Raw genomic sequence first — 20,972 nt, forward strand, 5'->3', positions numbered from 1 at the left:
CGGGCGTCGCGGGGGCGGGGAGCCGGACGGCGCGGCGCCACGGCAGCAGCGACGCGTGGTGCTCGGTCTCGAAGACGACGACGGTGGTGCCCTGCGGGACGGCGTGCGCGAGCAGGTTCATCGCGTCGGTGGTGTTGCGGGTGAAGACGACGGCGGCGCGGTCCCAGGCGCCGAGGAAGCCGCGGACGGTCTCGCGGGCCCGCTCGTACGCGTCGGTGGTGACCTGGGAAGCGTAGCCGGCGCCGCGGTGCACGCTGCTGTAGTAGGGCAGCGCCTGGGTGACGGCGTCCTGCACGGCCTCCAGGCAGGGGGCGCTGGCGGCGTAGTCGAGGTTGGCGTAGGGGACGCGGCGGCCGTCGTTCAGCGGGACGAGGGCGCCGGCGCCGACGATCCGCGCGGGCGGCGCGGAGTCGGGGCGAACCCGGGCCCCCGGGCGGTGCGTCACAGCAGACGTGATCGGGGCGTGCGGGGCGGTGGAGGAGGTGAGCGTGGGCATGCGGAAACCTTCCGGGCTCAGGGACCCCGAGGTGCCGCACAGGGTCCGCGCTTGCCGGGGCGCGGTGTTGCGCCCGGCCTGGTCCTCACCCGGGGCACCCCATCGCGGACGAAGGGTTGCCGGCCAGCTAGCCGGGGCTTGACGCTGGCGCTCATGACCTGATGCGGAAGTATATGCGGATGCCGACGGAGATCAAAGGGGAGGGTGCGATGCGTGACCGGGTGGTTCGGGCGCTGGCCGGGGGCGTGGTGCTGCTCGGCGCGTCCGGTCTGCTGGGCGGGTGCGGGGCGCTGGGCGGGGGGAACTCCGCGCAGGTCTGCACCGACACGAGGAAGGCGTTCCAGCAGTACATCACCCAGGTGAGGAGCGTGTCGGCGGCGGAGCCCGGGCAGTGGCGGCAGGCCACCGAGCAGCTCGCGGGGCGCCTGGACGGGCTCGCGGGCAAGGCCGGTGACGGGAAGCTGGAGAAGGCGCTGAAGGCGGAGGCGGACCGGCTCCGCGCCGCGGCGGCGGCCGTCGGGACGGGCGACGCCTCGCAGCTCGACGCCGTGATGAGGGACACACCGGCACGGATCGGCAAGGCCTGCGACTGAGCATCTCCGAGAAGGGGAAGAGGGCCCGGCGCGTGCCGGGCCCTCTTCTTTCATGGTCCGGCGCGTGCCGGACCCTCTACGTCGTCGGCCTGTGTGCGCCAGGCGCTCCTTCTCATCGGCCCGGCGTGCGCCGGGCCTTCTTCGTCGTCGGCCTGTGTGCGCCAGGCCCTCTTCTTTTTCGGTCGGCGCGTGCCGACGCCGACGCCGACGACGTTGGCGGTCAGCCGTTTCCGGCGGGGCGGCCGGGGTTGGTTCCGCCGCCGCCTTCGCCGTCCCCGTCTCCGCCGCCTTCGTCGCCTCCGCCGTCGCCGCCTCCGTCACCGCCGCCGGGCGGCGTCGGGTGCGCGGTCGGGCCGCGGGTCGGCTTCGGCTCCTCGGGGCGGCCCGGGCCCGTGGGCGACGGGTTCCGGGTGGGGCCCGTGTTGGACGGCGGCTCGGTCCCGCCGGGGCTGCTGGAGTAGGGCGGGCCGCCGTAGCCGCTGCCCGGCGTCTCCGACGGGGACCCGAAGGACTTCGGCGCGTAGTCCTTGATGTTGACGGCCTCGCTCATGTACGAGTTCCAGATCTGCGCGGGCAGCTGGCCGCCGTAGGCGCCGTACCCGGGGATGTTCAGCGGCTTGTTGTCGCTGCGGAACATCGCGACCGTCGTCGCCATCTGCGGGATGAACCCGTTGAACCAGATCGCGCGGCCCTGGTCGGTGGTGCCGGTCTTCCCGGCGACGTCGCGGCCGTCGGGGAGCTGCGCGGCGCGTCCGGTGCCGCCCTCGACGACCTGCTCCATCGCGTACGTGGCGTCCCGGCCGACCTGGGCGCTGAACGCGCGCTGGCCCTTCTCGGTGAACCTGCGGGTCTGGCCCCGGTTGTCGACGACCGACTTGACCACGTAGGGCGTCCGGTACTGGCCCTCGGCCGCGAACGTCGCGTACACGCCGGCCTGCTGGACGGGGTGCAGCGACACCACGCCGAGCGGGAACGTCGCGGCGGCCCGCTGCTCCGGGGTCATCTGGGACGCGGGGATGCCCATCTTCTCGGCCATCGCGGCGATCTTGGCGTTGCCGATGTCGCGGCCGAGGTTGACGTAGGCGGTGTTGACCGAGTGCTCGGTGGCGGTGACGAGGTTGACCATGCCGAAGCTCTCGCCGCTGTCGTTCTTGACGGACGAGCCGCTGAAGTACTGCGGCGAGCTGCCGTCGTAGGTGTCCGACAGGGTCTTGCCGTCGTCCAGCGCGGCGGCGAGCGCGATGGGCTTGAAGCCCGACCCGGCCTGCGCGGTGTCGTAGAAGCTGCTGCTCGCGGCCTCGGTGAGGTAGTCGCGCCCGCCGTAGAAGGCGAGGACCTGCCCGGTGGACGGGTCGACCGACACCACGGCGGTGCGGATGCGCTTGCTCATCCCGGACGGGGTGTTGGACGTCACGGCCTGCTTCACCGCGTCCATCAGCTTCCGGTCGAACGTGGTGGTGATCTTCAGCCCGCTGCGGTTGATCTCGTCCTCGCTGAAGCCGCGGCGCTCGACGAGCTCCTTCTTGGCCACATTGACCATGTAGCCCTTCTGGCCCTTGAGGATGTCGGTGATCTTCTCCTTGACGGGCGCCGGGAACCGCATCGCGGACGCCTGGGCGGAGGTCAGGGCCCCGTCCCGGACCATGTTGGCGACGACCGCGTGCCAGCGCTGCTCGGCGTAGACGCGGTGCGAGCCGGTCGGGTCGGAGAAGTTGCTCGGCTGCTGGATCGCGGCGGCGAGGTAGGCGCCCTCGGCGGGCGTCAGGTCCTTGACGTCCTTGCCGTAGTACGCCTTGGCGGCGGCCTGCACCCCGTACGCGTCGCGGCCGAAGTAGATGGTGTTGAGGTACTGCTCAAGGATCCAGTTCTTGTCCTTCTCGCGGCCGACCTTCAGGGCGACCATGATCTCCTTGAGCTTGCGGGTGACCGAGCGCTCCTTGCCGATGCCGCCGTAGTAGTTGCGGACCATCTGCTGCGTGATCGTGGAGCCGCCCTGCAACTGCTCGCCGGTCGCCGTGGACCAGAACGCCCGCACGGTGCCCTGGACCGAGACGCCGGGATCCTGGTAGAAGCTGCGGTTCTCGGCGGCGATGACCGCGTTGCGGACGCCCGGAGGGATGCGGTCGAGCTTGACCGCGTCCCGGTTGACGCCCGTCTTGGCGATCACCGTCTTGCCGTCGGAGTAGTAGAACGTCGGCCCCTGGGCGATCGCCTGCTCCTGCGGCGACGGCACGGGCGTGAACAGGTAGGCGATGCCGAACGCGGCGATGCAGAACCCGATGAACCCCAGCAGGAGGAACAGGATCCGCCGCGCGTACCGAGCCTTGCGGCTGCGCATCTTCTTCGGAGAGCCCTTCGGTCCCTTGCCGCCTCCGCCGCCCCCGCCGGGACGTCCGCCGAACCGGCGCGGAGGTGATCCGCCCTGCTCGGACGCGGCGGACCCGCCGGTCGCGTTGTCGCCGTCCGACGAGGCGGTCGTGCCGGACGCTTCGGCCTTGATGGGGGGCGTGGTGGGGGACGCGGTGCCGGGGGATTCGCCGGGGTCGGAGGTCTCGTCGTCGGGGGCGGACGCCTTGGGGGAGGCGGCGGTGCCGCTAGGGGCTGCGGCCTCGCTGAGGGCCGCGGTCTCGGAGGGGGCTGCGGTGTCGCCAGGGAGCGCGGTCTCGTTGAGGGCCGTGGGCTCGGCGGGGGCCGCCGTCTCGCTGGCGGGGGCGGGCTCGGCGGGGAGCGCGGTCTCGGCGGGGGCGGGGGGTTCGGCGGGGTTGCCGGACGTGGCGGGGAGGTCGGGCATGGTCGGGGAGGCGGGGGAGGGGAGGGAGTCGGAGGACGTTGGGAGGGCGGCGGGGGAGGCGGAGCCGTCCGGCGTCTTCTCCGCCGCGGGGGGCTCGGCGTCGGCGTCGGCCCCGTTGGCGTCGGCGTCGGCTCCGTTGGCAGTGGTGTCGGCTCCGGTGGTGGCGGTGTCGCCGTCTTCGTCCGCGGACGGGGCGGTACCGCCGTTCTTGTCGCCGTTCTGAGATATGCGGCGAGGCCGCGGAATTTCGGGGGCCCGAGGGTTTTCGGTGCCGTCCGCTTCGGTGCCGTCCGCCGTCATCGTCGCGGTCGCGGACGGTGCCGCGGGCTCCGGTGCGGACGCGGTCGCGTCGCCGGGAGGCGCGGGAGCCCGGTCACCTGCGCCGTCCGTCCCGGTGCGGTCGCCGCCGCGCTCCGCGCCGTCGGGTGATTCGTCCGTAATGTCGTATCGGTCGTGTTCGCCGTGCCCGCCGGGCTCGTTGTCCTTCGGGCCTTTCTTACTGCTGCTCACAAGCCCCCCGTGATTATTGCGTTACCGACGATACCTGAGGGCATCCATGTGTCGGGCAGCTCATTGCACACTCGCCCGGCTTCCCATGAGAGGACGACCCGCGGGGCCCGCCGGTTGTCGTGACATCGGTCGCAAAAGCCCGGAAACGCCGAGCGGCGGGGCCGTACGGTGGCCCCGCCGCTCGGCGCTTCCACGCCTTTACCGAACCTTCACCGTGCCGCCGTCCGGCGGCCGCGGTCACGTGGCGGTCACTTCACCGTCTTGGCGAGGATGTCCACGATGAAGACGAGGGTGTCGGTGCCCTTGATCCCGGCCTGCGAGTTGCCCTCCTTGCCGTAGCCCTCGGAGGGCGGGAGGACGAGCATCACGCGGCTGCCGACCTTCTGGCCGGTGAGGCCCTTGTCGAAGCCGGGGACGGTGCCGCCGGTGCCAATCGGGAACTTCGCCGGGCTGCCCGACGCCCAGCTGGAGTCGAAGACCTTGCCGGTCTTCCAGATCTGCCCCTGGTAGTTGACGATCGCGTCGTCGTTCTTGGCGAGCGCCGGGCCGGTGCCCTGGACGAGGGTCTTCACCTGGAGCTTGGACGGGGCGTCCACCTTGGGGATCGTGACCTTGGGCGCCTTGCCGGCCCCCTGGTCCTCGACCTTGGGCAGCTTCTTGTCGTCCAGCTTCACCGGCGTGCCCTGCGGGGCGGCGTTCTTGTGGATGGTGGCCTGGACGTCCACGACGAACACGACGGAGTCGTTCTTGGACAGCCCGAGCTGGGAGCCCTGCTCGCCGAACCCCTGCGACGGCGGGATCTGCAGCACGACGCGGCTGCCGACCGTCTGGCCGATCAGGCCCTTGTCGAGTCCCTTGACGCCGCTCTTGCCGACCACCAGCGGCCGGTCGGTCTGGCCGGGCTGCTGCTCGTAGGACGAGCCGAGCTTCTTGCTGGTGCTCTTCTTCTTCGAGTCGTCGTCGGAGGACGCCTTGGACCACTGGTAGAAGGCGTACTTGACGTACATGGTGTCGCCGTCGGCGATCGCGGGACCGGTGCCCTTGATCTCCGTGGTGGTCTTCAGCGTGTCGCTCGGCGCGAGCTTCTCGGGGATCTTCACCTTGGGCTCGGCGGCGAACTTGCCGCTCACCGTGATCTTCGGCCCGGGGCGGGTGACGTAGTACGCGGTGCCGCCGGCGATGGCCAGCACGGCCACGACGATCCCGGCGATCGTCGCGATCCGGCGCTTGCGCGCCTGCGCGGCGGTCAGGGCGGACGGGCGGTTCAGCCCGCTGCCGCGTCCGGCGCTGATGCCGTGCGGGGTGAACTCCGGGCTCCGGATGCTCTTGGCGTTGGGGATCTTCGCCTTCGCCTTGACCGCCGGCTCGCCCCGGGGCTTGTCATCCTCGGACATGGTTCCTCACTCGCTCCGGGTTCGACGACATCACGAAAACGACCACCCTCCCACTGCCGGGCTAAGCACAGCGTGAAAACCGAGCAAAGGCGGCCGACCCGCAATCTACCGGTCGATACCACGGCCGGGACCGGACCGGGAGGGAGCGGGGCACGGGAACGGGAGCCACCAGGATAGTGCCGCGGGCCCATCCCGCCCACGCACCGGGCGGGCCGCGAGTGGCAGGGTGGGGGGATGCGCCTCGCCACGTGGAACGTCAATTCGGTCAAGGCCCGGCTGCCGCGCCTGCTGACCTGGCTGGACGAGACCCGTCCGGACGTCCTGTGCCTCCAGGAGACCAAGTGCCGCGCCGATCTCTTCCCGTCCGCCGAGGTCGCGGAACTCGGTTACGAGACCGCCGCGCACGGGGACGGACGGTGGAACGGCGTCGCGGTGCTGTCCAAGATCGGCCTGGAGGACGTTTCACTCGGTTTCCACGGCGAGCCGGGTTACGCCGGTGAGGAGCCGGAGCCCGGCGAGGGCGTGCAGGGGGAGATCGCCGAGCCGGCCGAGCCAGGTCCGGAGGCCCGCGCGATCGGCGCGACCTGCGGGGGCGTGCGGGTCTGGTCGCTGTACGCGCCGAACGGCCGGACGCCCGCCTCGGCCCACTACGCCTACAAGCTGGAGTGGTTCGCCGCCCTGCGCACGGCGCTCGCCGGGGAGCTGGCGGACGGCGGGCCGCTCGTGGCCTGCGGCGACTACAACGTGGCGCCGACGGACGAGGACGTATGGGACCGGTCCGCGTTCGAGGGGTCCACGCACGTCACCGAGCCCGAACGGAAGGCGCTGGCCGAGCTGAGGGCCCTGGGCTTGCAAGACGTGGTCCCCACACCGATGAAGGGGCCCCATCCGTACACCTACTGGGATTACCGGGCGGGAATGTTCCACAAGAACCTGGGGATGCGGATCGACCTCTTCTACGCGAGCGAGCCGCTGGCGAACCGGGTCCGGGCCGCCTACGTGGACCGTGAGGCCCGCAAGGGGAAGGGGCCGTCCGACCACGCCCCGATCGTCGTGGACATCGACTGAGCGCCGCTAGCTCCGCCGCTCGGCCAGCAGGCGTCGCTTCCCGGTGCTCAGGACGTCGGTCTCCTCCAGGACGGTGAAGCCGCCGGGCAGCAGGGACGCGGGCTCGCCGGGGCCGAGGCACCACTCGGTGGGCAGGGACGGGTGGTCGCGCCGGGCGTCCAGGGTGAACGCCTCCCAGGCGAGCACGCCGCCGGGCATGACCGCGGCCGCCGCCGGGCCGAACAGGCCGCGGTCCCAGTAGCCGAGGCACAGGACGAGCGCGTGGCCCGCCGCCGGTCCGGGACGCCAGGCCCCGAGATCGGCCTCCACGGCGGTGACGAGGTCCTCGACGCCGCGGCGCCGCGCCTCCGCGAGGAGGCGGCCGAGCGCGACCTCGGAGATGTCCACGGCGGTGACGCGGCGTCCCGCCTGCGCGGCCAGCAGCGCGCTTCCGGACGGCCCGGACGCGAGGTCCAGCACGGGGCCGTCCGGAAGCGGCCGGGCGAGCGCGCGTTCGGCGAGCGGACGGGCCGCGAACCGCGAACCGGCGCCGGACTCGTACTTGGCGTTCCAGCGGAGCCGGTCCGGATGGTCCGCCAGGTCCGGACGGTCCGCGGGGCGCCGGCGGTCCGCGGGGTGCTGCGGGACGTCCTCCACCCCGCGACTCTAACCGCCGGTCAGCGGCGCTCGGCGACCAGCAGCATGAACAGCGCCGTCGGGAAGCCCTTGCGCCACCACGGGTCGTTCTGGAGCATGTCCTCCGTGGGGTGCGGCTCGCGCAGGTCGGCGATGACGAAACCGGCGTCACGGAGCGTTCCAGAGTAGAACTCCAGCGGCCGGAGCCACGACGTGATCACCGAGGGGGACTCCAGGCCGTCCACCACGAACCGCTGGTCGATCCCCCGGGGCGCGAAGTACCGCGACGCGGGGACGGAGTTCATCGCGCCCTGCTCGGAGTTCTCGATGTAGAAGCAGGGGTGGAGGGTGAGGATCACCAGCCGCCCGCCGCTGCGCAGCACGCGGCCGAACTCGCCGATCGCGGCCGTCGGGTCGTGGAGGTGGCTGAACAGGTGGTTGCAGACCACGAGGTCGACGCTGTCGTCAGCCACCGGGAGCGCGTCGACGCTCGCGCAGGTGAACGACAGCGAACCGTCCGCCGCGGGATCCGCGCCCGGCCCCGGAACGGCGCCCGCGCCCGGCCCGGGGACGGCGCCCGGTGCGGGGACGGCGCCGGCCGCGTCGATCAGGCCCTGGCAGGCGTCGACGCCGACGACGTCCGCGCCGCGCGCGGCGAGCGCGCGGGCGAGGTAGCCCTCACCGCATCCGGCGTCCAGGACGCGCAGGCCCGCGCACGGGCCGATCGCGTCCAGGATCGCCGCGTCGGTCAGGTCGGTGCGGTACCGGTCCCGCCCCTCCCGGATGATCCTCACCCAGTACTGGGCGTTGGCCTCCCATCTCTCCCGCGTCAGATTCGCGATCGCTCGCGCCGTGTCTTCCACCAGCCCCCCATTTCCTCGGCATGGACCTCAGACCATGCCTTTGAGCCGCCTCACCAGTTCGTCGCAGCAGGTCCGGATCTTCTTGTCCCGGCATTCGGTCCCGCGCAGTTCCAGCGCCAGGATCAACTCGTTGATCTTGCCACCGAACGTGCGGTCGCGTTTCAGGGCGAGCGGAATGTACGTCGACACCAGGTAGTACACGTAGGCGTCGTTGTACGTCGTGATCTCCCGGAGGACCTCGCGTGCCGTGTTGCGCAGTGACAGGGAGCTGGGCAGGGTGAAATCCGAGCTGATCCGGCCGTCGCGGCTGTAGGTGGGGAACGACCATTCCTCCAGCGCCGCGTACACGGGCGTCGCGTCCAGTTCCCTGCGGTAGCGCTCGGCGAGATCGACGTCGCCCGAGCTGATGAGCGAGCCCATCACGACACCGCGCATCATGAAGGCGGTCTGCCGGCCGGGGACCTCGAACCCGAGGTCGGTGTCGATCTCCCCGGTGACCTTGCTGACCTGGTGGGTGAGGATGTTGAGGGCCAGGATCGAGTGGAAGGAGTAGGTCTTGCGGTTCAGGCGGGGGGCCAGGTCGATCGACGACTCGAAGAGGCGGTGGGGGTCGTTGAGGAGGCCGTGCCCGGCGTCGAGGGAGTAGAGGGCCTCCAGCGCGCGGTCCTGGTCGCGGCCCCAGAAGCGGGCGATGAAGGACGAGGTCTTCTGGGTCGCCTCGCCCCGCACGATGTGGAGCCCCGCTTCGAGGGCGTTGAGCAGGTGCTGCTGCGGGACGGTCGAGTTCTCCAGCGCGTGGAGGTCGACCTCCAGGCCCTCGCCGTGCAGGTCGGCGACGAGCGCGTCGCGGCGTTTGCGGATGGCGTGCGCCATCGAGTACTCGGCGATTCCCGGAACGGACGACATGAGGCTCTGGAGTGACCGGCCGCTGACGCGGTCCAGCCATTCGGTGTTGTCCCAGAGCCGGAAGACGGTGCTCTCGTCCAGTCCGGAGAAGGCCGCGACATCGGACATGTTGAGGCCCATCTCCCTGGTGATCTCGGAGAGGGACTTCGGCTCGCCGTCCGCTGCCATCACTCGCCCTAGCGCCGGAACCCGCTGACTTTCCGATCGTAGCGACCGAACGGCCGAGAGGAATGGCCGATGCCGATACGCGTCCGTCCGGTCCCGGATCGCCGGCGCCATCGTCGCCGTGCTCATTCGGCTTTGCGGGCGACGCAGCCGACGAGCGGGAGGGGTCCCGCTCCGTCGGCTCCTTCCGCGACCGGCAGATTCACCGGATGGCCCGCGTCGATGTGGAGGTCGCCGCAGAGGGCCGCTATCTCGTCGCGTCCGCGCGGTGTGAAAGGAACGCCGGCGTCGTCGTGGAGCGCTGACACCGCTTCCATCTCCGGGGTCCTGACCGCGTGGGTGAGGACGATGCGGCTTCCGGGTGGGAGGCCGTTGGCGAGGGCCGCGACGATCCCGCGCGGATCCTCACCGTCGGTCAGGAACTGCAGGACGCCGCCGAGCAGCACCCCCACGGGCCGGCCGAGGTCGATGAGCTGCCGGAGCTCGGGATGGGCGAGCAGCGCGGCGGGCTCGCGGAGGTCGGCGTCCACGGCGCGGGTGCCGGCGTCCACGGCGAGCAGGGCCCGCGCGTGGCAGACGACCATCGGGTCGTTGTCGACGTAGGCGACACGGCAGGACGGATCGGCGCGGCGGACGACGTCGGCGATACCGCCCGTGCACCGGCCGGACGCCCGTAAGCCCGTCCCGTAGATCGTCCCGTCGTCCGTGCCGGGCTCCGTCCAGGGGTCGGTGACGTCGCCGGCGCCGTCGCACGTCCGGCCGCTCGGGACGGGGAGGCCGCAGCCGATGTCCACGAACTGGCGGAGGCCGTCCGCGGCGGCGAGGCGTCCGGCGGCGTGCTCCAGGAAGGCGCGGCCGGCCTGGGCGAGCCGGGACATGGCCGGCGCCTTCAGCAGCGCGTCGTCGGCCGCCTCGCGGTCGGCCGCGTAGTTGTCCTTGCCGCCGAGGTAGTAGTTGTGCATCCTGGCGATGCTGGGGGTCGTCGCGGCGGGCCCCGGCCGGGCCTCCTCCGGCTCGCCGGGCTCGGGAGCGGGAGGAGCGGCCCACTGGCCGAGGCTCGGCACGGGCCCTCCGGTCACGGCAGGCGCCAGCCTTCCCGGACGGCCGTCCCGAACCAGAACGTGATCGTCCCGTTCCGGTTGCGCTGGGTGCCGAAGTCGGCGGCGAGGGCCTTCATGACGGCCATGCCCCGCCCCTGGGTCTGCGGCGGGTCGTCCGGGTGCCGCTGCTGGACGGGGATGGCGCCGCCGTCGGTCACCTCCACCCGGATGAACCGGTCGAGGTGCAGGGCGGACAGGGTGAGGGTGCCGTCCCGGCGCGGCCGCGCGTGCAGCACCGAGTGCGTCAGCGCCTCGCTGGTCAGCAGTTCCAGGTCGGCGAGCTCGGAGCGGTCGGCGCCGAAGTACTGGCCGACCAGTTCGCGGATGTAGGAGCGCCCGAGCCGGACGGCGGCGGGCGTGGAGGCGAGGTCGATCTCCCCGAGGAGGCGACCGGAGGCCTTGCCGTTGTTCCAGGCGGACGAGGTGGCGAGTTCCAGCGAGGGTGCGGGCGCGGGTGCCGAGACCAGCACCGGCATTCCCGGCCAGGCGTCTGGTGCGTTCATGGCGGCGGCGGCTTCACGTCCCCGTGTCGGGCTGTAAGCGAACATGTGTCCAATGGCCTGCTGGGAGTCGGACATCGGCATGTGCGTCGCGGGCGAACCGGATCCACCCGCATCACAGACACTTTGACGCACCCTCGAAGGGCCAGTCACCGATGCTTGCGCGCATGCAAGGGCCCTCCGGCTTCCTGCGGACGGTCACTCAGGGTCGTTGATCCGCCACTTTCCCGCATCGGCGCGTCCGTCGTGATCGCCGCCGATCCCCGGCGCTCCACATGGGTGCGGGGCGGGCCGGTGGATCCGGCCCGCCCCGCGGATGGGGTGGGTCAACCGTTGGGGCAGGTGTCGCGGTACTGGCTGATGGCCGTGGTCGGAGCCGGGGCCGGGCACAGGAACTGGTCGTAGCGGGTGTCCAGGTCCACGAAGCGCTTCAGCCAGGACAGCGCGTACTTGGCGACCGTGGGGCTCTCGGTGGCGGGGGCGCCGTGGCCGCCGTTGCGCAGCTCCAGGTAAGCCTTCTCTGGCGCGCTCGTCATGCTGGTGTAGTCGGGGATGGCCATCGTGGCGGGCGGGGCGACCGTGTCGGCCTGGCCGCCGATGATCATCGTGGGGACCCGGACGCCCTGCCAGGTCGTGTCGGTCTCCCAGGGCGCGAGCGGGACGGACGCCTTGAGCGAGGGGCGGTTCTGTGCCGCCCACAGGCTGGCGCCGCCGCCCATGGAGTGCCCCATGACGGCGAGGCGGTTCGGGTCGAGGCGGGTGCGGACGGTGCTGCGGGTGGCGAGGTAGTCGAGCGCGGCGAGGAGCTGCTGGGAGCGGGCGGTGGGGAAGTCGACGAGGGACAGCGAGTCCAGGGTGAAGACCAGGAAGCCCTGGGACGCGAGCCGCGGCCCGAGCCACTGGATGACCGACTGCGGGGACGTGAAGCCCGGCATCACGGCGACGCCGCCGAAGGTGCCCTGGCCGGTGTCGGTCGGGTAGTAGATCGTGCCCTTGTTGAAGCCGGTCCCGCTGCCCGCCGGGACGGTGACCTGCGCGATGGCGAACGGGCCGCGCGCGGCGGTGACGCTCGCCTCCGTCGGGGCGGGACCGCGCTGGTAGGGGGAGTCGGCGCGGACGGCCGCGGCGGGAGCGGCGGCGGTGGTGGCCGCCGCGGCGGGAGCGGCCGCGGTGGCGAGGGTGGTGGCGAGGGCGGCGGCGAGGGCCGTGGCGGCGAGGCGCCTCGTCCTGCCGGTGAGCCGGGATCGGCGGCACAGCACTGTGCTCACGGGGGATCCTCTCTCAAGGCGGGTCGTCCCGGGGTGGGGGGACGTGAGAGGGATTGTCCGCTCAGCGGGGTGACGAGTCTGTCGGTGCCGCCGCGCATTCCGCGAGGCGAACTTGTCGGGCGCCGACGAAGCACGGCTCCCGCACGAGGTCGCCGGGCCGCCGCCGCGCGCGGGAGGCGACCACCGGCCATGGCCACATGCGGATGGCCCCGCCTTCCGGCGGCCGGTTCACATGTTCGGCGTCGAGAAGGGGTCGTGCTCGGCGAGCAGCTTGTCGAGCCGCGCCTTGTCGACGCGGTTCACGACGGTCTGGTTCTCCTGCCGGTCGCGCACGCACTTGGCGAGCGTGAACGTGGACGTGACGACGTACAGCAGGCCGAGGCCGAGGAAGGCGCGCACCCACGGGTCGGTCGGCACGTAGAGCACGGCGCCCGCGAGGGCGAGGCAGGAGACGGCGAAGGAGATGATCGCCTGGACGAAGAACGCGGTGGTGGTCGCCGGAGGCGGCGGTGAGGAGGTCGTCATGACCGGAGTCTGCGGCCCGCCCGCGTCCGGGACATGAGTACGGGAACTCATCCACCGTTGAGTATTCCGGCGGCCGTGTGCGGACGGGAGCGTGTCCGGGGGATCAGGAAGGCGGGGTGACCAGGCCCGTCTCGTAGGCGATGATCACGAGCTGGACGCGGTCGCGGGCGTCCAGCTTGGCGAGCAGCCGGGCGACGTGGGCCTTGGCGGTCGCGGCGCTGATCGACAGGTGCGCGGCGATCTCGGCGTTGGACAGGCCGCGCCCGACCAGCGCCAGCACCTCCCGCTCCCGCTCGGTGACGCCGCCGGGCGGGCGGGGCGGGACGTGCCGCGCGGGCTCCGGCCGGGCGGCGAACTCGGCGATCAGGCGGCGGGTGACGGCGGGCGCGATCAGCGCGTCCCCGGCGGCGACGACGCGGATCGCCGCGAGGATGTCCTCCAGCGCCGTGTCCTTGACGAGGAACCCGCTCGCGCCCGCGCGCAGCGAGCCGTACACGTACTCGTCGTCGTCGAACGTGGTCAGCATCAGGACGTGCGGCGCCGCGTCCCGCGCGGTGATCGCGCGGGTGGCCTCGATGCCGTCCATGCCGGGCATGCGGATGTCCATGACGACGACGTCGGGACGGGCCTCCGCGGCCAGGGCGACCGCCTCGGCGCCCGTCCCGGCCTCCCCGGCGATCTCCAGGTCGGGGTGGTCGGCGATGAGGACGCGGAGGCCGGCGCGGACGAGCGGCTGGTCGTCGGCGAGGACGACGCGGACGGTCACGGGGCGCCGACCGGCAGCCGGGCCGCGACGCGGAAGCCGCCCCCGGGGCGGGGGCCGGTGTCGAGCCGCCCGTTCAGCAGGCCGACGCGCTCGCGCATCCCGACGAGGCCGTAGCCGGGGTCGCCGCCGCCGTGGCCGCGGCCGTCGTCGGTGATCTCGACGGCCAGCTCCGCGTCCCGGTAGTCGAGGGTGACCCGGCAGTGGCCGGTGCCGGCGTGGCGGACGACGTTGGTGACCGCCTCCTGGACGATGCGGAACGCCGACAGGTCGATGTCCGGGGGCAGCGGGCGCGGAGCCCCCTGGCAGCGGACCTCGACGCGGACGCCGGCGTCCAGCGTCGCGGCGGCGAGCCGGTCGAGGTCGGCGAGGCCGGGCGCGGGGTCGCGGGGCGCCGTCCCGTCCGGTTCGGCGCGGCGGAGCCCGGTGAGCATGCGGCGCAGCCCGGACAGCGTCTCCCGGCTGGTGGTCTCGATGGCGTGCAGGGCCTTGCGGGCCTCGTCCGGCTGCGTGCCGAGGACGCGCCCGCCGACGCCCGCCTGGATCGCGATGATCCCGATGCTGTGCGCGACCATGTCGTGGAGCTCGCGGGCGATGCGCAGCCGCTCGTCGCCGACGGCGCGAGCGGTGGCCTGCGCGGCCAGCTCGGCGGCGTGTCGGCGCCGCTCGCGGACGGAGTCGCCGGCCGTCCAGGCGGTGGCCATCGCGAGGACGGTGAGCACGGCGCTGGTGAGCAGGTCGTAGAAGGCGGGGAACGCGGCGGTGGACAGCAGTTGCAGGACGAGCGCCGCTGCGGCCGCGGGGACCGAGAGGCGGCGGGGGCGGGTCGCGGCGAGGTAGCCGACGGCGAGGTCGATGACCAGCACTTGCAGCACCGTGTACGCGCCCGGGGCGCCGCCCGTCATCGGAGCGCCGCCGATCCACGCGACGAGGAGGAGCGCGAACGCGGGCAGCGGCCGCCGGCGCAGCAGGTGCGCCATCAGCGCCGTGAGGGCGACGCAGGCCGCGATCTCGCTGATCCGGTAGCCGGACCTCCCCTTCGCCACGGTGGCGTAGAGGACGACCGGGTAGGCGACGGCGCCGGTCCACGCCAGGACCGATCGCGTGAGGGTGAGGGCTCGCCTGGGCATGCGCCGATCGTAACCAGCGGGAACCGTCCAGGATATTGGCCTGAAGGCGTACGCCCGGGGGCTAGGGCCCTCACCGCCACGTGACGTCTACAGCGAGTTCCAGAAGGCGCAGTCGCTGCGGGCCGCGGTGTCGACCGGGTGGATCCCGCCGCTTCCGGGCGCGAGGGACAGCACGTCGCCGGACGACCGGAACGTCGGCCAGGACGGGGCGCCGGGCGCCTTCGGGCGGGAGCCGCGGGCGAACGACGTCCAGTAGGCCACCATGGCGTCCGAGAGCCGGGTCTGCTCCGGGGTGAGCGTGCCGAGGAGGCCCGGGAACAGGTAGGTCAGCTCCGTCGCGTGCTCGGCGCCCTCGTCGAAGCCGGGGAGGTCGATCAGCGGCGGCGCGCCGCGGTCGGCGAACTGGTAGGCGTACACCGGGACGCCCGCGCGGCGCAGCGCCCCGAACGCGTCCTGGTGCGTGCAGGTGGAGAGCGGGCCGCCGAAGTCGGTCTCGATCGTGGCCAGCGCGATCCGCGGGTCGGGGTAGGCCGCGGCGGGGTAGCGGGCGAGGACCTCGCCGGCGGCGGCGCCGAACATGCCGCGGACGATCTCCCCGTACCGCGCCGCCGTGATCGGCTGCGGGTAGGCGAGGCCGACGAACAGCCGCATCTCGTCCAGCGTGCTGCCGTGCAGGACCGGGACGCGGTTGAAGCGCCCCTTCGCGATGGCGTCGGCGGGCTGGAGCGGCAGGACGCGGTCGCCGCCCGCGACCGGCCCGGCGTTCATCCCCGCCGCCTGGAACGCCTCAAGGAGCGTCTTGGCGGGGACGTCGCGCAGGCACGCGGCGGGGTCGGGCGCGTCGCCGCAGCCCACGGCGGCGGCGAGCTTCACCGCGTCCGCCTCCGCCGATGCCTCGGTCCGCACGGGGTAGGTGCAGGCGAAGCTCTGCGGCGCGGCCTTGTGGAACAGTCCGGCGGCGGCCGGGGAGGCGAGGTTGGCGCAGGTGTCCTGCGCGCCCGCGGACTCGCCGAACAGCGTCACGTTGCCCGCGTCGCCGCCGAAGGCCCCGATGTTGCGCCGCACCCAGCGCAGCGCCGCCTGCTGGTCGAGCAGCCCGTAGTTGCCCGCCTGGTAGCGCCGGTCGGCGCCGCGCTCCAGGCCGGGGTGCGCGAGCCAGCCGAGCGGGCCGAGCCGGTAGTTGACGGTGACGACCACGACGCCGCCGTCCACCGCGAGCTTCGAGGCGTCGTAGGGGCTGCCGCTGCCGGTCAGGTTGCTCCCGCCGTGCACCCAGACCATGACCGGCAGGCCGCGCCCGGCGCCTTTCGTCTTCGGTGTCGTGACGTTCAGGTACAGGCAGTCCTCGCCGTACGTGGACTGGCCTCCGTAGGGCGGAGCGATCTGCGCGCATTGGCTTCGCGGGGACGTCGCATCGTACACGCCCGTCCACGGGCGCGCCGGTTGCGGCGGTCTCCAGCGCAGCGCACCGGTCGGCGGCTGCGCGAAGGGGATGCCCTGGAAGACGCGGTCGTCCTCGCGGACCTGGCCCTTGACGAGCCCCTTGTCGGTCCGGACGACGGCGGGCGCCGCGTTCGGACGGGCCTGGGCGACGCCGGGCGCGGCTCCCACGGCGACGGTGAGCACGGACGCGAGCGATGCGGTACGAGCGAGCCTCATCGGGCCCCCTTCCAGCACGGTGCCTCTGGCGTCCCCCGAGCCTGCCTCCAAATTAGAAAACGATTCTAGGAAAGAGGCAAGGGCCCTGTCCTACCAGGAAGAAAAGACCCTGGAACGCGTCAATGGGCCTTGTCGCGGGCTCCATTCAGAGTGACCGTCTTATTACGGTGCGTCGAAGGGAGCGACACTATGGCAGAACTGGTCCACCCTCCCGAAGGGGCCGCGAACAAGCGCGCGGACCTGGTGCTTGAGGGTGGCGGGGTGAAGGGGATCGCGCTGGTGGGTGCGATCGCCGAGCTTGAGGAGCAGGGGTACGGGCTGGGCAGGCCGGCGCGGGTCGCCGGGACGTCCGCCGGCGCGATCACCGGGGCGATGCTCGCGGCCGGGATGCCGGTGCCGGAGATGATCCGCGTCATGCGCGGGCTCGACTACCGGCGGTTCAAGGACGGCCCGCCGCTCGGCGCGGTCGGGCGCGGCGCGTCGCTGGTCGCCAAGCTCGGCATGTACCGCGGCGACGAGCTGCACCGGTGGGTCGCGCGGCGGCTGAAGGACTGCGGCGTCGAGACGTTCGGGCAGCTCCGTCTGGACGACCCGGACAGCGGGCTCCCGCCGGAGCGCGCGTACGCGCTGAGCGTCGTCACGTCCGATGTCAGCAGCGGGCGCATGGTGGTCCTGCCCTGGGACTACCACCGGTACGGGCTCGACCCCGACGAGCAGTCCGTCGCGGACGCGGTGCGGGCCTCGGCGTCCATCCCCGTGTACTTCCGGCCATGGCGGGTCCGCGCGAAGGGCGGCCGCAGGTCGATCCAGGTGGACGGCGGCCTCCTGTCGAACTACCCCATCAACCTGTTCGACCGGCGCGACCGCGTCGTGCCGCGCTGGCCGACGTTCGGCGTGAAGCTGTGCGCCCGGCCGCCGGAGGGCGGGCCGTTCCCGCAGTGGCGGACCGTCCGCGGCCCCGCCACCTACACCCGCGCGGTCGTCTCGACGATGGCGGACGCGCACGACCGCGTGCTGATGGACGAGCCGTCCATCGTGGCGCGGTCGATGTTCGCCGACACCGACGGGGTCTCCGCGACCGACTTCGACCTGGACGCGCGGACCCGCGAGCGGCTCTTCGAGAGCGGACGCCAGGCGGCCAGGGACTTCCTGGCCACCTGGGACTACGCCCGCTACCTCGCCAAGTACCGTGCCTGACCCCCTACAGCCTCACCCAACCGGTCATCACGACCGGTCCCGAGTGCGGGCGGCAGCAGACCCGGAAGTCGCCCGCCGGGACGGGACGGAACACGAAGTTGCCGTCCTCGTCGATCGGCGCGGTGATCTCCTCGCCGGTCGCCAGGAGCGTCTCCGCGACCCCGCCGCGGGGCGGGTAGAGCTGCCCCACCAGCGCCTCGGCCTCCACCTGGAGCTCGACGGTCAGCTCCGGGGTCGCGAAGATCAGGGCGCGCAGCGGCGCGGTCTCCGCGCCGCGGAGCGAGGACGCGAGGTCCTCGTCGGCGGCGGAGTCGTAGGTCAGCGCGGCGAGCTCGGCGTCCACGCTCCGCCAGGTGAAGATCGCCTTGCCCGCGCGGACGAACTCGGCCGGCACGGCCCGCGCCTCCTCCTCGGCCTCCCGCAGCGCCGCCAGGAGCAGATCGTCATCGTTCCACCACGGCGTTTCCATCCCGCCCACCCCCGTCCTCCGGTCCGGTCCTGATGAGAACGGCCACCGCGGGGGAGCGCCGCAGCTCGTCCAGGCAGCGCTCGCGCGCCGATGCGATCGCCTCGACGGGCATGCCGAGCGTCGCGCCGATCGTCTCCAGCGGCACCGGCGGGCGCCGCATGAGCAGGGACAGCAGCCGCCGCGCGTCGGGGGCGAGCTGCCGGAAGCCCTCGACGAGGGCGGCGTTCCGCAGCGCCCGGTCGACCGGCGATCCGGTGTCCGGCCTCGCGTCCGATCCCGCGTCCGATTCGGTGTCGAGCCCCGCGGCCGGTCCGGTGTCCGCGTTCGCGCGGGCGAGCGCCCTGCGGCACTCGCGCCAGGCGGTCTTGGCGAGCCAGGTGGGCAGCGCGGCCGGGTCCCGCAGGTCGCCCAGCGACTCGACGAGGGTGAGCCACACGGTCTGGGCGACGTCGTCGACGTCGGCCCGGCCGAGGCCGGCCCTCGTGCAGATGGACCAGACCATGGGCGCGTAGCGCTCGACGATCGCGTCCCAGGCGTCCTTGTCGTGGTCGCGCGCGCGGGCCACGAGCGCGCCCGCGGTGGGGTCGTCCCGCATGTCCCGGCCTCCCTTCCCGGTCGGTTCAGGGTCGGTTCAGGGTTCGTCGCAGGGGTGGAGCGCCGGGCCGATGCCCGGGATGGCCTGCATGGCGGCCGTGTCCCGCACGGCGTCGGCGGCGGCCTGCGCGGACTCGCCGGTGCGCGCCATCCGCGACGCGATCAGCCCCGCGACCAGCGGCGCCGAGAACGAGGTGCCGCTCCAGCGCGCCAGGCCCGTGAAGTCCTGCCGCGCGGACGCCTTCGGCGGCTCGTTGTAGACGTACGTCCCGGACGTGTAGGCGTTCACGTGCGCCTCGCCGAGCGCGTACACGTCCACGGTGTCGCCGTAGTTGCTGAACCACGCCCGGTGCCGGCGGTCGGCGCCGAGCGCGCCCACCGAGACCACCCAGTCGTAGGCGGCGGGGTAGAACGGCGCGCTGGTCGCGTCGTTGCCGGCCGGCGCGACCATCACCACCCCGGGGTGCTGGGCGTGGAAGGTCTCGAAGGCCAGCGACGGCACCTTGCCCTGCGTGTACGTCCCGGCGGACAGGTTCACGATGTGCGGGTCGTGCGCCGCCACGACGCGGTCGAGCGCGGCGACGACCTCCGTCTCCAGCTCCGCGCCGCTGTTGGCGAAGACGTTCGACACGGCGACCGTCGCGGACGGCGCCATGCACTTCACGACCCCGGCGACGAACGTGCCGTGCCCTGTGTAGCCCTCGATGAGCCGCTCGGTGCCCGGCGACACGGGCCCGAGCGGGTCGGGCTCGCCCGTGACGCCGGTCATCCACGGGTAGTCCGCCTCGTCGAAGTTCTCCATGAGGCCGCTGTCGACGACGGCGACGCGCACCTCGTGGCCGCCCTCCGGAGGCGAGCACGGCGGCGGCCACGGCGCCGACTCCGCGCCGTTCGGCGTCTCCGGCTCGGTGGCCATGCACAGCCGGGACAGGTGCAGGACGTGGACGGGCGACGCCAGCGGCAGCCCGCTCCCGTCCAGCGCGAACCGCTCGGCGCCGACCTCGCGGCGAAGGGTCTCCAGCGCCTCCGGGACCGTGAGGCGGCCGTCGTCGAGCCGGTCGGTCGCGAGCACGACGAGATCGCCCGGCGCCGTCTCGTCGACGGGGTACACGCCGGGCAGGTGGCGCCGGATCCGCGCGACGTTGTCGCCGCGGTCCAGGACCAGCAGGCGTTCGGCCTGGTAGGCGTACGCGGCCTCGCCGCCGGGACGCAGCGCCACGTCGATGTGCTTCCCCTCCCTCGCGCACGCTTGCCTGATCATCCGGAACTGGGCTTCGAAGACCGCGTCCATCACTCTTCCTCTCGGATGCCGCAGGAGACCACCCCTACGGAGGCCGGTGGCGGCCACTCTGATACATCCGGATCCGCGCGAGGGTTGCGGCGGGTGGCGGGAGCCGCTACATCAGTGGGATATGGCCGGGCGTCCGGACCCCGCCGGCGGCGCGGCCGGTGACGACGAGGCGGATCTGCTGCCGCTCGCGCTCTCCCGCCCCCGCGAGGCCCTCGCGCGGGCCCGCCGGATCCTCGCCGGGACGCCCCCGCCGCACACCGCGTCGGTCGCGCACCAGGCCGCCGGGATCGTCCTGCGCGAGTTCGGCGACAGCGGGGACGCGGTCCGGGAGCTGCGGACCGCGCTGCGGTTCGCGCGCGCGTCCGGGTCCGCCGACCGCGAGGCGGACGTGCTCGCGACGCTCGGCGTCGCGCTGGTGTTCGCGGGCCGGACGACCGCGGGCCGCAACGCGCTGAACGCGGCGGCCGGACGGTCCGAGGGGCTGCTGAACGGCCGGATCCTGCTGCGCCGCGGCGGCGTCCTGCTGATCCTCGGCCTGCACCGGGACGCGCTCGCCGACCTCAACAGCGCCATCGCGACGCTGCGGCAGGCCGGGGACCTCATGTGGGAGGCGCGCGCGCTGACCGAGCGGGCGTCCTGCCATCTGGCGCTCGGGCGGGTGCGGCGGGCCGCGGACGACTACGAGCGCGCCGAGGACCTGTTCGCCCGGACGGGGCAGGAGCTCGAATCGGTGGACGCGACCGTCCACCGCGGCGTCCTCGCCCTCCGGATCGGCGCGCTGCCGACCGCGCTGACCTGCTTCGACACGGCCGCCGAGCGGTTCGCTAAGCTCGGCGCGGTCGACTTCTCGCTCAGCGTCGACCGGTGCGCGGCGCTGCTCGCCGCCGGGCTGTCGCGGGACGCGCTCGCCGAGGCGGAGGGGGCCCTCGCCCGGCTGGAGCGGCTCGGCGGGCAGCCGACCAAGCGGGCCGAGCTGCTGCTGACGGCGGCGGACTGCGCGCTCGCCGCCGGGCGCCCGGACACGGCGCTGGACCGCGCGGCGGAGGCGGCGCGGCTGTTCGGGCGGCAGCGCCGG

General features: G+C 73.2%; 20 protein-coding genes and 1 riboswitch. Of the genes, 4 read left to right on the forward strand and 16 right to left on the reverse strand.

From position 1 onward, the window contains the following. A partial coding sequence (locus tag E1300_RS34510) for an aminotransferase class V-fold PLP-dependent enzyme (protein WP_131761309.1) occupies positions 1 to 496 on the reverse strand: 496 nt, incomplete at its 3' end. A gap of 42 nt (positions 497 to 538) precedes the next feature. Beyond that, positions 539 to 655, reverse strand: a riboswitch (SAM riboswitch). Between the two features lie 50 nt (positions 656 to 705). Here E1300_RS34510 and E1300_RS34515 point away from each other — a divergent pair. Then, positions 706 to 1,089 carry a DUF8711 family protein gene (locus E1300_RS34515; protein ID WP_131761310.1) on the forward strand — a complete coding sequence of 128 codons (384 nt, stop codon included), beginning with the start codon at positions 706 to 708 and terminating at the stop codon, positions 1,087 to 1,089. Between the two features lie 220 nt (positions 1,090 to 1,309). Here the strand turns inward: E1300_RS34515 and E1300_RS34520 are convergent, their stop codons facing one another. Further along, complete coding sequence (locus E1300_RS34520) at positions 1,310 to 4,390, reverse strand: transglycosylase domain-containing protein (protein ID WP_131761311.1); 3,081 nt, start codon at positions 4,388 to 4,390, stop codon at positions 1,310 to 1,312. 248 nt (positions 4,391 to 4,638) lie between these two features. Further along, a complete protein-coding gene (locus E1300_RS34525) occupies positions 4,639 to 5,784 on the reverse strand; it encodes an FKBP-type peptidyl-prolyl cis-trans isomerase (RefSeq protein WP_131761312.1) in 1,146 nt (381 codons plus the stop codon). A gap of 234 nt (positions 5,785 to 6,018) precedes the next feature. Between E1300_RS34525 and E1300_RS34530 the strand changes: the two genes are divergently transcribed. Beyond that, positions 6,019 to 6,852, forward strand: a complete 834-nt coding sequence (locus E1300_RS34530) for an exodeoxyribonuclease III (RefSeq protein ID WP_131761313.1) — start codon at positions 6,019 to 6,021, stop codon at positions 6,850 to 6,852. A gap of 6 nt (positions 6,853 to 6,858) precedes the next feature. Here the strand turns inward: E1300_RS34530 and E1300_RS34535 are convergent, their stop codons facing one another. The 10 genes from E1300_RS34535 to E1300_RS34580 form a co-directional block, all read right to left on the reverse strand. Continuing rightward, on the reverse strand, positions 6,859 to 7,488 hold the full coding sequence (locus tag E1300_RS34535; RefSeq protein ID WP_131761314.1) for an SAM-dependent methyltransferase: 630 nt from the start codon (positions 7,486 to 7,488) through the stop codon (positions 6,859 to 6,861). Positions 7,489 to 7,508: 20 nt separating this feature from the next. Next, positions 7,509 to 8,330 carry a class I SAM-dependent methyltransferase gene (locus tag E1300_RS34540; RefSeq protein WP_165503125.1) on the reverse strand — a complete coding sequence of 274 codons (822 nt, stop codon included), beginning with the start codon at positions 8,328 to 8,330 and terminating at the stop codon, positions 7,509 to 7,511. 27 nt (positions 8,331 to 8,357) lie between these two features. Next, on the reverse strand, positions 8,358 to 9,404 hold the full coding sequence (locus E1300_RS34545; RefSeq protein WP_131761316.1) for a hypothetical protein: 1,047 nt from the start codon (positions 9,402 to 9,404) through the stop codon (positions 8,358 to 8,360). A 122-nt stretch (positions 9,405 to 9,526) separates the two neighbouring features. Beyond that, the gene (locus tag E1300_RS34550; RefSeq protein ID WP_131761317.1) at positions 9,527 to 10,480 is read right to left on the reverse strand and encodes an SAM-dependent methyltransferase; all 954 of its coding nucleotides are present in this window, start codon (positions 10,478 to 10,480) and stop codon (positions 9,527 to 9,529) included. Then, positions 10,477 to 11,004, reverse strand: coding sequence for an ATP-binding protein (locus E1300_RS34555; protein ID WP_165503126.1), 528 nt, complete (start codon positions 11,002 to 11,004; stop codon positions 10,477 to 10,479). Before E1300_RS34555 ends, E1300_RS34550 begins: the two co-directional genes overlap by 4 nt. Positions 11,005 to 11,327: 323 nt before the next feature. After that, positions 11,328 to 12,269, reverse strand: a complete 942-nt coding sequence (locus E1300_RS34560) for a dienelactone hydrolase family protein (protein WP_131761319.1) — start codon at positions 12,267 to 12,269, stop codon at positions 11,328 to 11,330. Positions 12,270 to 12,497: 228 nt separating this feature from the next. Further along, positions 12,498 to 12,794, reverse strand: coding sequence for a YiaA/YiaB family inner membrane protein (locus E1300_RS34565; protein ID WP_131761320.1), 297 nt, complete (start codon positions 12,792 to 12,794; stop codon positions 12,498 to 12,500). Positions 12,795 to 12,897: 103 nt separating this feature from the next. Continuing rightward, entirely contained in the window at positions 12,898 to 13,560 is a 663-nt protein-coding gene (locus E1300_RS34570; protein WP_131761321.1) for a response regulator, read from the reverse strand. Beyond that, entirely contained in the window at positions 13,557 to 14,687 is a 1,131-nt protein-coding gene (locus E1300_RS34575) for a sensor histidine kinase (protein WP_131761322.1), read from the reverse strand. Before E1300_RS34575 ends, E1300_RS34570 begins: the two co-directional genes overlap by 4 nt. A gap of 87 nt (positions 14,688 to 14,774) precedes the next feature. After that, positions 14,775 to 16,346, reverse strand: coding sequence for a carboxylesterase/lipase family protein (locus E1300_RS34580; protein ID WP_131761323.1), 1,572 nt, complete (start codon positions 16,344 to 16,346; stop codon positions 14,775 to 14,777). A gap of 189 nt (positions 16,347 to 16,535) precedes the next feature. Here E1300_RS34580 and E1300_RS34585 point away from each other — a divergent pair, with 189 nt between their 5' ends. After that, positions 16,536 to 17,543: a patatin-like phospholipase family protein gene (locus E1300_RS34585; protein ID WP_131761324.1), complete on the forward strand. Its 1,008-nt coding sequence runs from the start codon at positions 16,536 to 16,538 to the stop codon at positions 17,541 to 17,543. 4 nt (positions 17,544 to 17,547) lie between these two features. On the opposite strand, the gene E1300_RS34590 is transcribed toward E1300_RS34585, so the two are convergent. From E1300_RS34590 to E1300_RS34600, 3 genes are read right to left on the reverse strand one after another with little or no spacing between them, the layout of a single operon-like run. Beyond that, positions 17,548 to 18,012 carry a hypothetical protein gene (locus tag E1300_RS34590; protein ID WP_131761325.1) on the reverse strand — a complete coding sequence of 155 codons (465 nt, stop codon included), beginning with the start codon at positions 18,010 to 18,012 and terminating at the stop codon, positions 17,548 to 17,550. Further along, positions 17,987 to 18,607 (reverse strand): RNA polymerase sigma factor, encoded by a 621-nt coding sequence (locus E1300_RS34595; protein ID WP_131761326.1) that lies wholly within the window; start codon positions 18,605 to 18,607, stop codon positions 17,987 to 17,989. Before E1300_RS34595 ends, E1300_RS34590 begins: the two co-directional genes overlap by 26 nt. A 36-nt stretch (positions 18,608 to 18,643) precedes the next feature. After that, complete coding sequence (locus E1300_RS34600) at positions 18,644 to 19,897, reverse strand: S8 family peptidase (RefSeq protein ID WP_131761327.1); 1,254 nt, start codon at positions 19,895 to 19,897, stop codon at positions 18,644 to 18,646. A gap of 121 nt (positions 19,898 to 20,018) precedes the next feature. Here E1300_RS34600 and E1300_RS34605 point away from each other — a divergent pair. Beyond that, a partial coding sequence (locus tag E1300_RS34605; protein ID WP_207400118.1) for a tetratricopeptide repeat protein occupies positions 20,019 to 20,972 on the forward strand: 954 nt, incomplete at its 3' end.

The organism is Actinomadura fibrosa (genome assembly GCF_900659615.1).
Lineage (GTDB): Bacteria > Actinomycetota > Actinomycetes > Streptosporangiales > Streptosporangiaceae > Spirillospora > Spirillospora fibrosa.

Coding starts and splice junctions, on each gene's coding strand:
- E1300_RS34515 (WP_131761310.1), top strand. CDS start 706: ATGCGTGACCGGGTGGTTCGGGCGCTGGCCGGGGGCGTGGTGCTGCTC.
- E1300_RS34525 (WP_131761312.1), bottom strand. CDS start 5,784: ATGTCCGAGGATGACAAGCCCCGGGGCGAGCCGGCGGTCAAGGCGAAG.
- E1300_RS34530 (WP_131761313.1), top strand. CDS start 6,019: ATGCGCCTCGCCACGTGGAACGTCAATTCGGTCAAGGCCCGGCTGCCG.
- E1300_RS34545 (WP_131761316.1), bottom strand. CDS start 9,404: ATGGCAGCGGACGGCGAGCCGAAGTCCCTCTCCGAGATCACCAGGGAG.
- E1300_RS34555 (WP_165503126.1), bottom strand. CDS start 11,004: ATGAACGCACCAGACGCCTGGCCGGGAATGCCGGTGCTGGTCTCGGCA.
- E1300_RS34565 (WP_131761320.1), bottom strand. CDS start 12,794: ATGACGACCTCCTCACCGCCGCCTCCGGCGACCACCACCGCGTTCTTC.
- E1300_RS34575 (WP_131761322.1), bottom strand. CDS start 14,687: ATGCCCAGGCGAGCCCTCACCCTCACGCGATCGGTCCTGGCGTGGACC.
- E1300_RS34580 (WP_131761323.1), bottom strand. CDS start 16,346: ATGAGGCTCGCTCGTACCGCATCGCTCGCGTCCGTGCTCACCGTCGCC.
- E1300_RS34585 (WP_131761324.1), top strand. CDS start 16,536: ATGGCAGAACTGGTCCACCCTCCCGAAGGGGCCGCGAACAAGCGCGCG.
- E1300_RS34590 (WP_131761325.1), bottom strand. CDS start 18,012: ATGGAAACGCCGTGGTGGAACGATGACGATCTGCTCCTGGCGGCGCTG.
- E1300_RS34595 (WP_131761326.1), bottom strand. CDS start 18,607: ATGCGGGACGACCCCACCGCGGGCGCGCTCGTGGCCCGCGCGCGCGAC.
- E1300_RS34600 (WP_131761327.1), bottom strand. CDS start 19,897: ATGGACGCGGTCTTCGAAGCCCAGTTCCGGATGATCAGGCAAGCGTGC.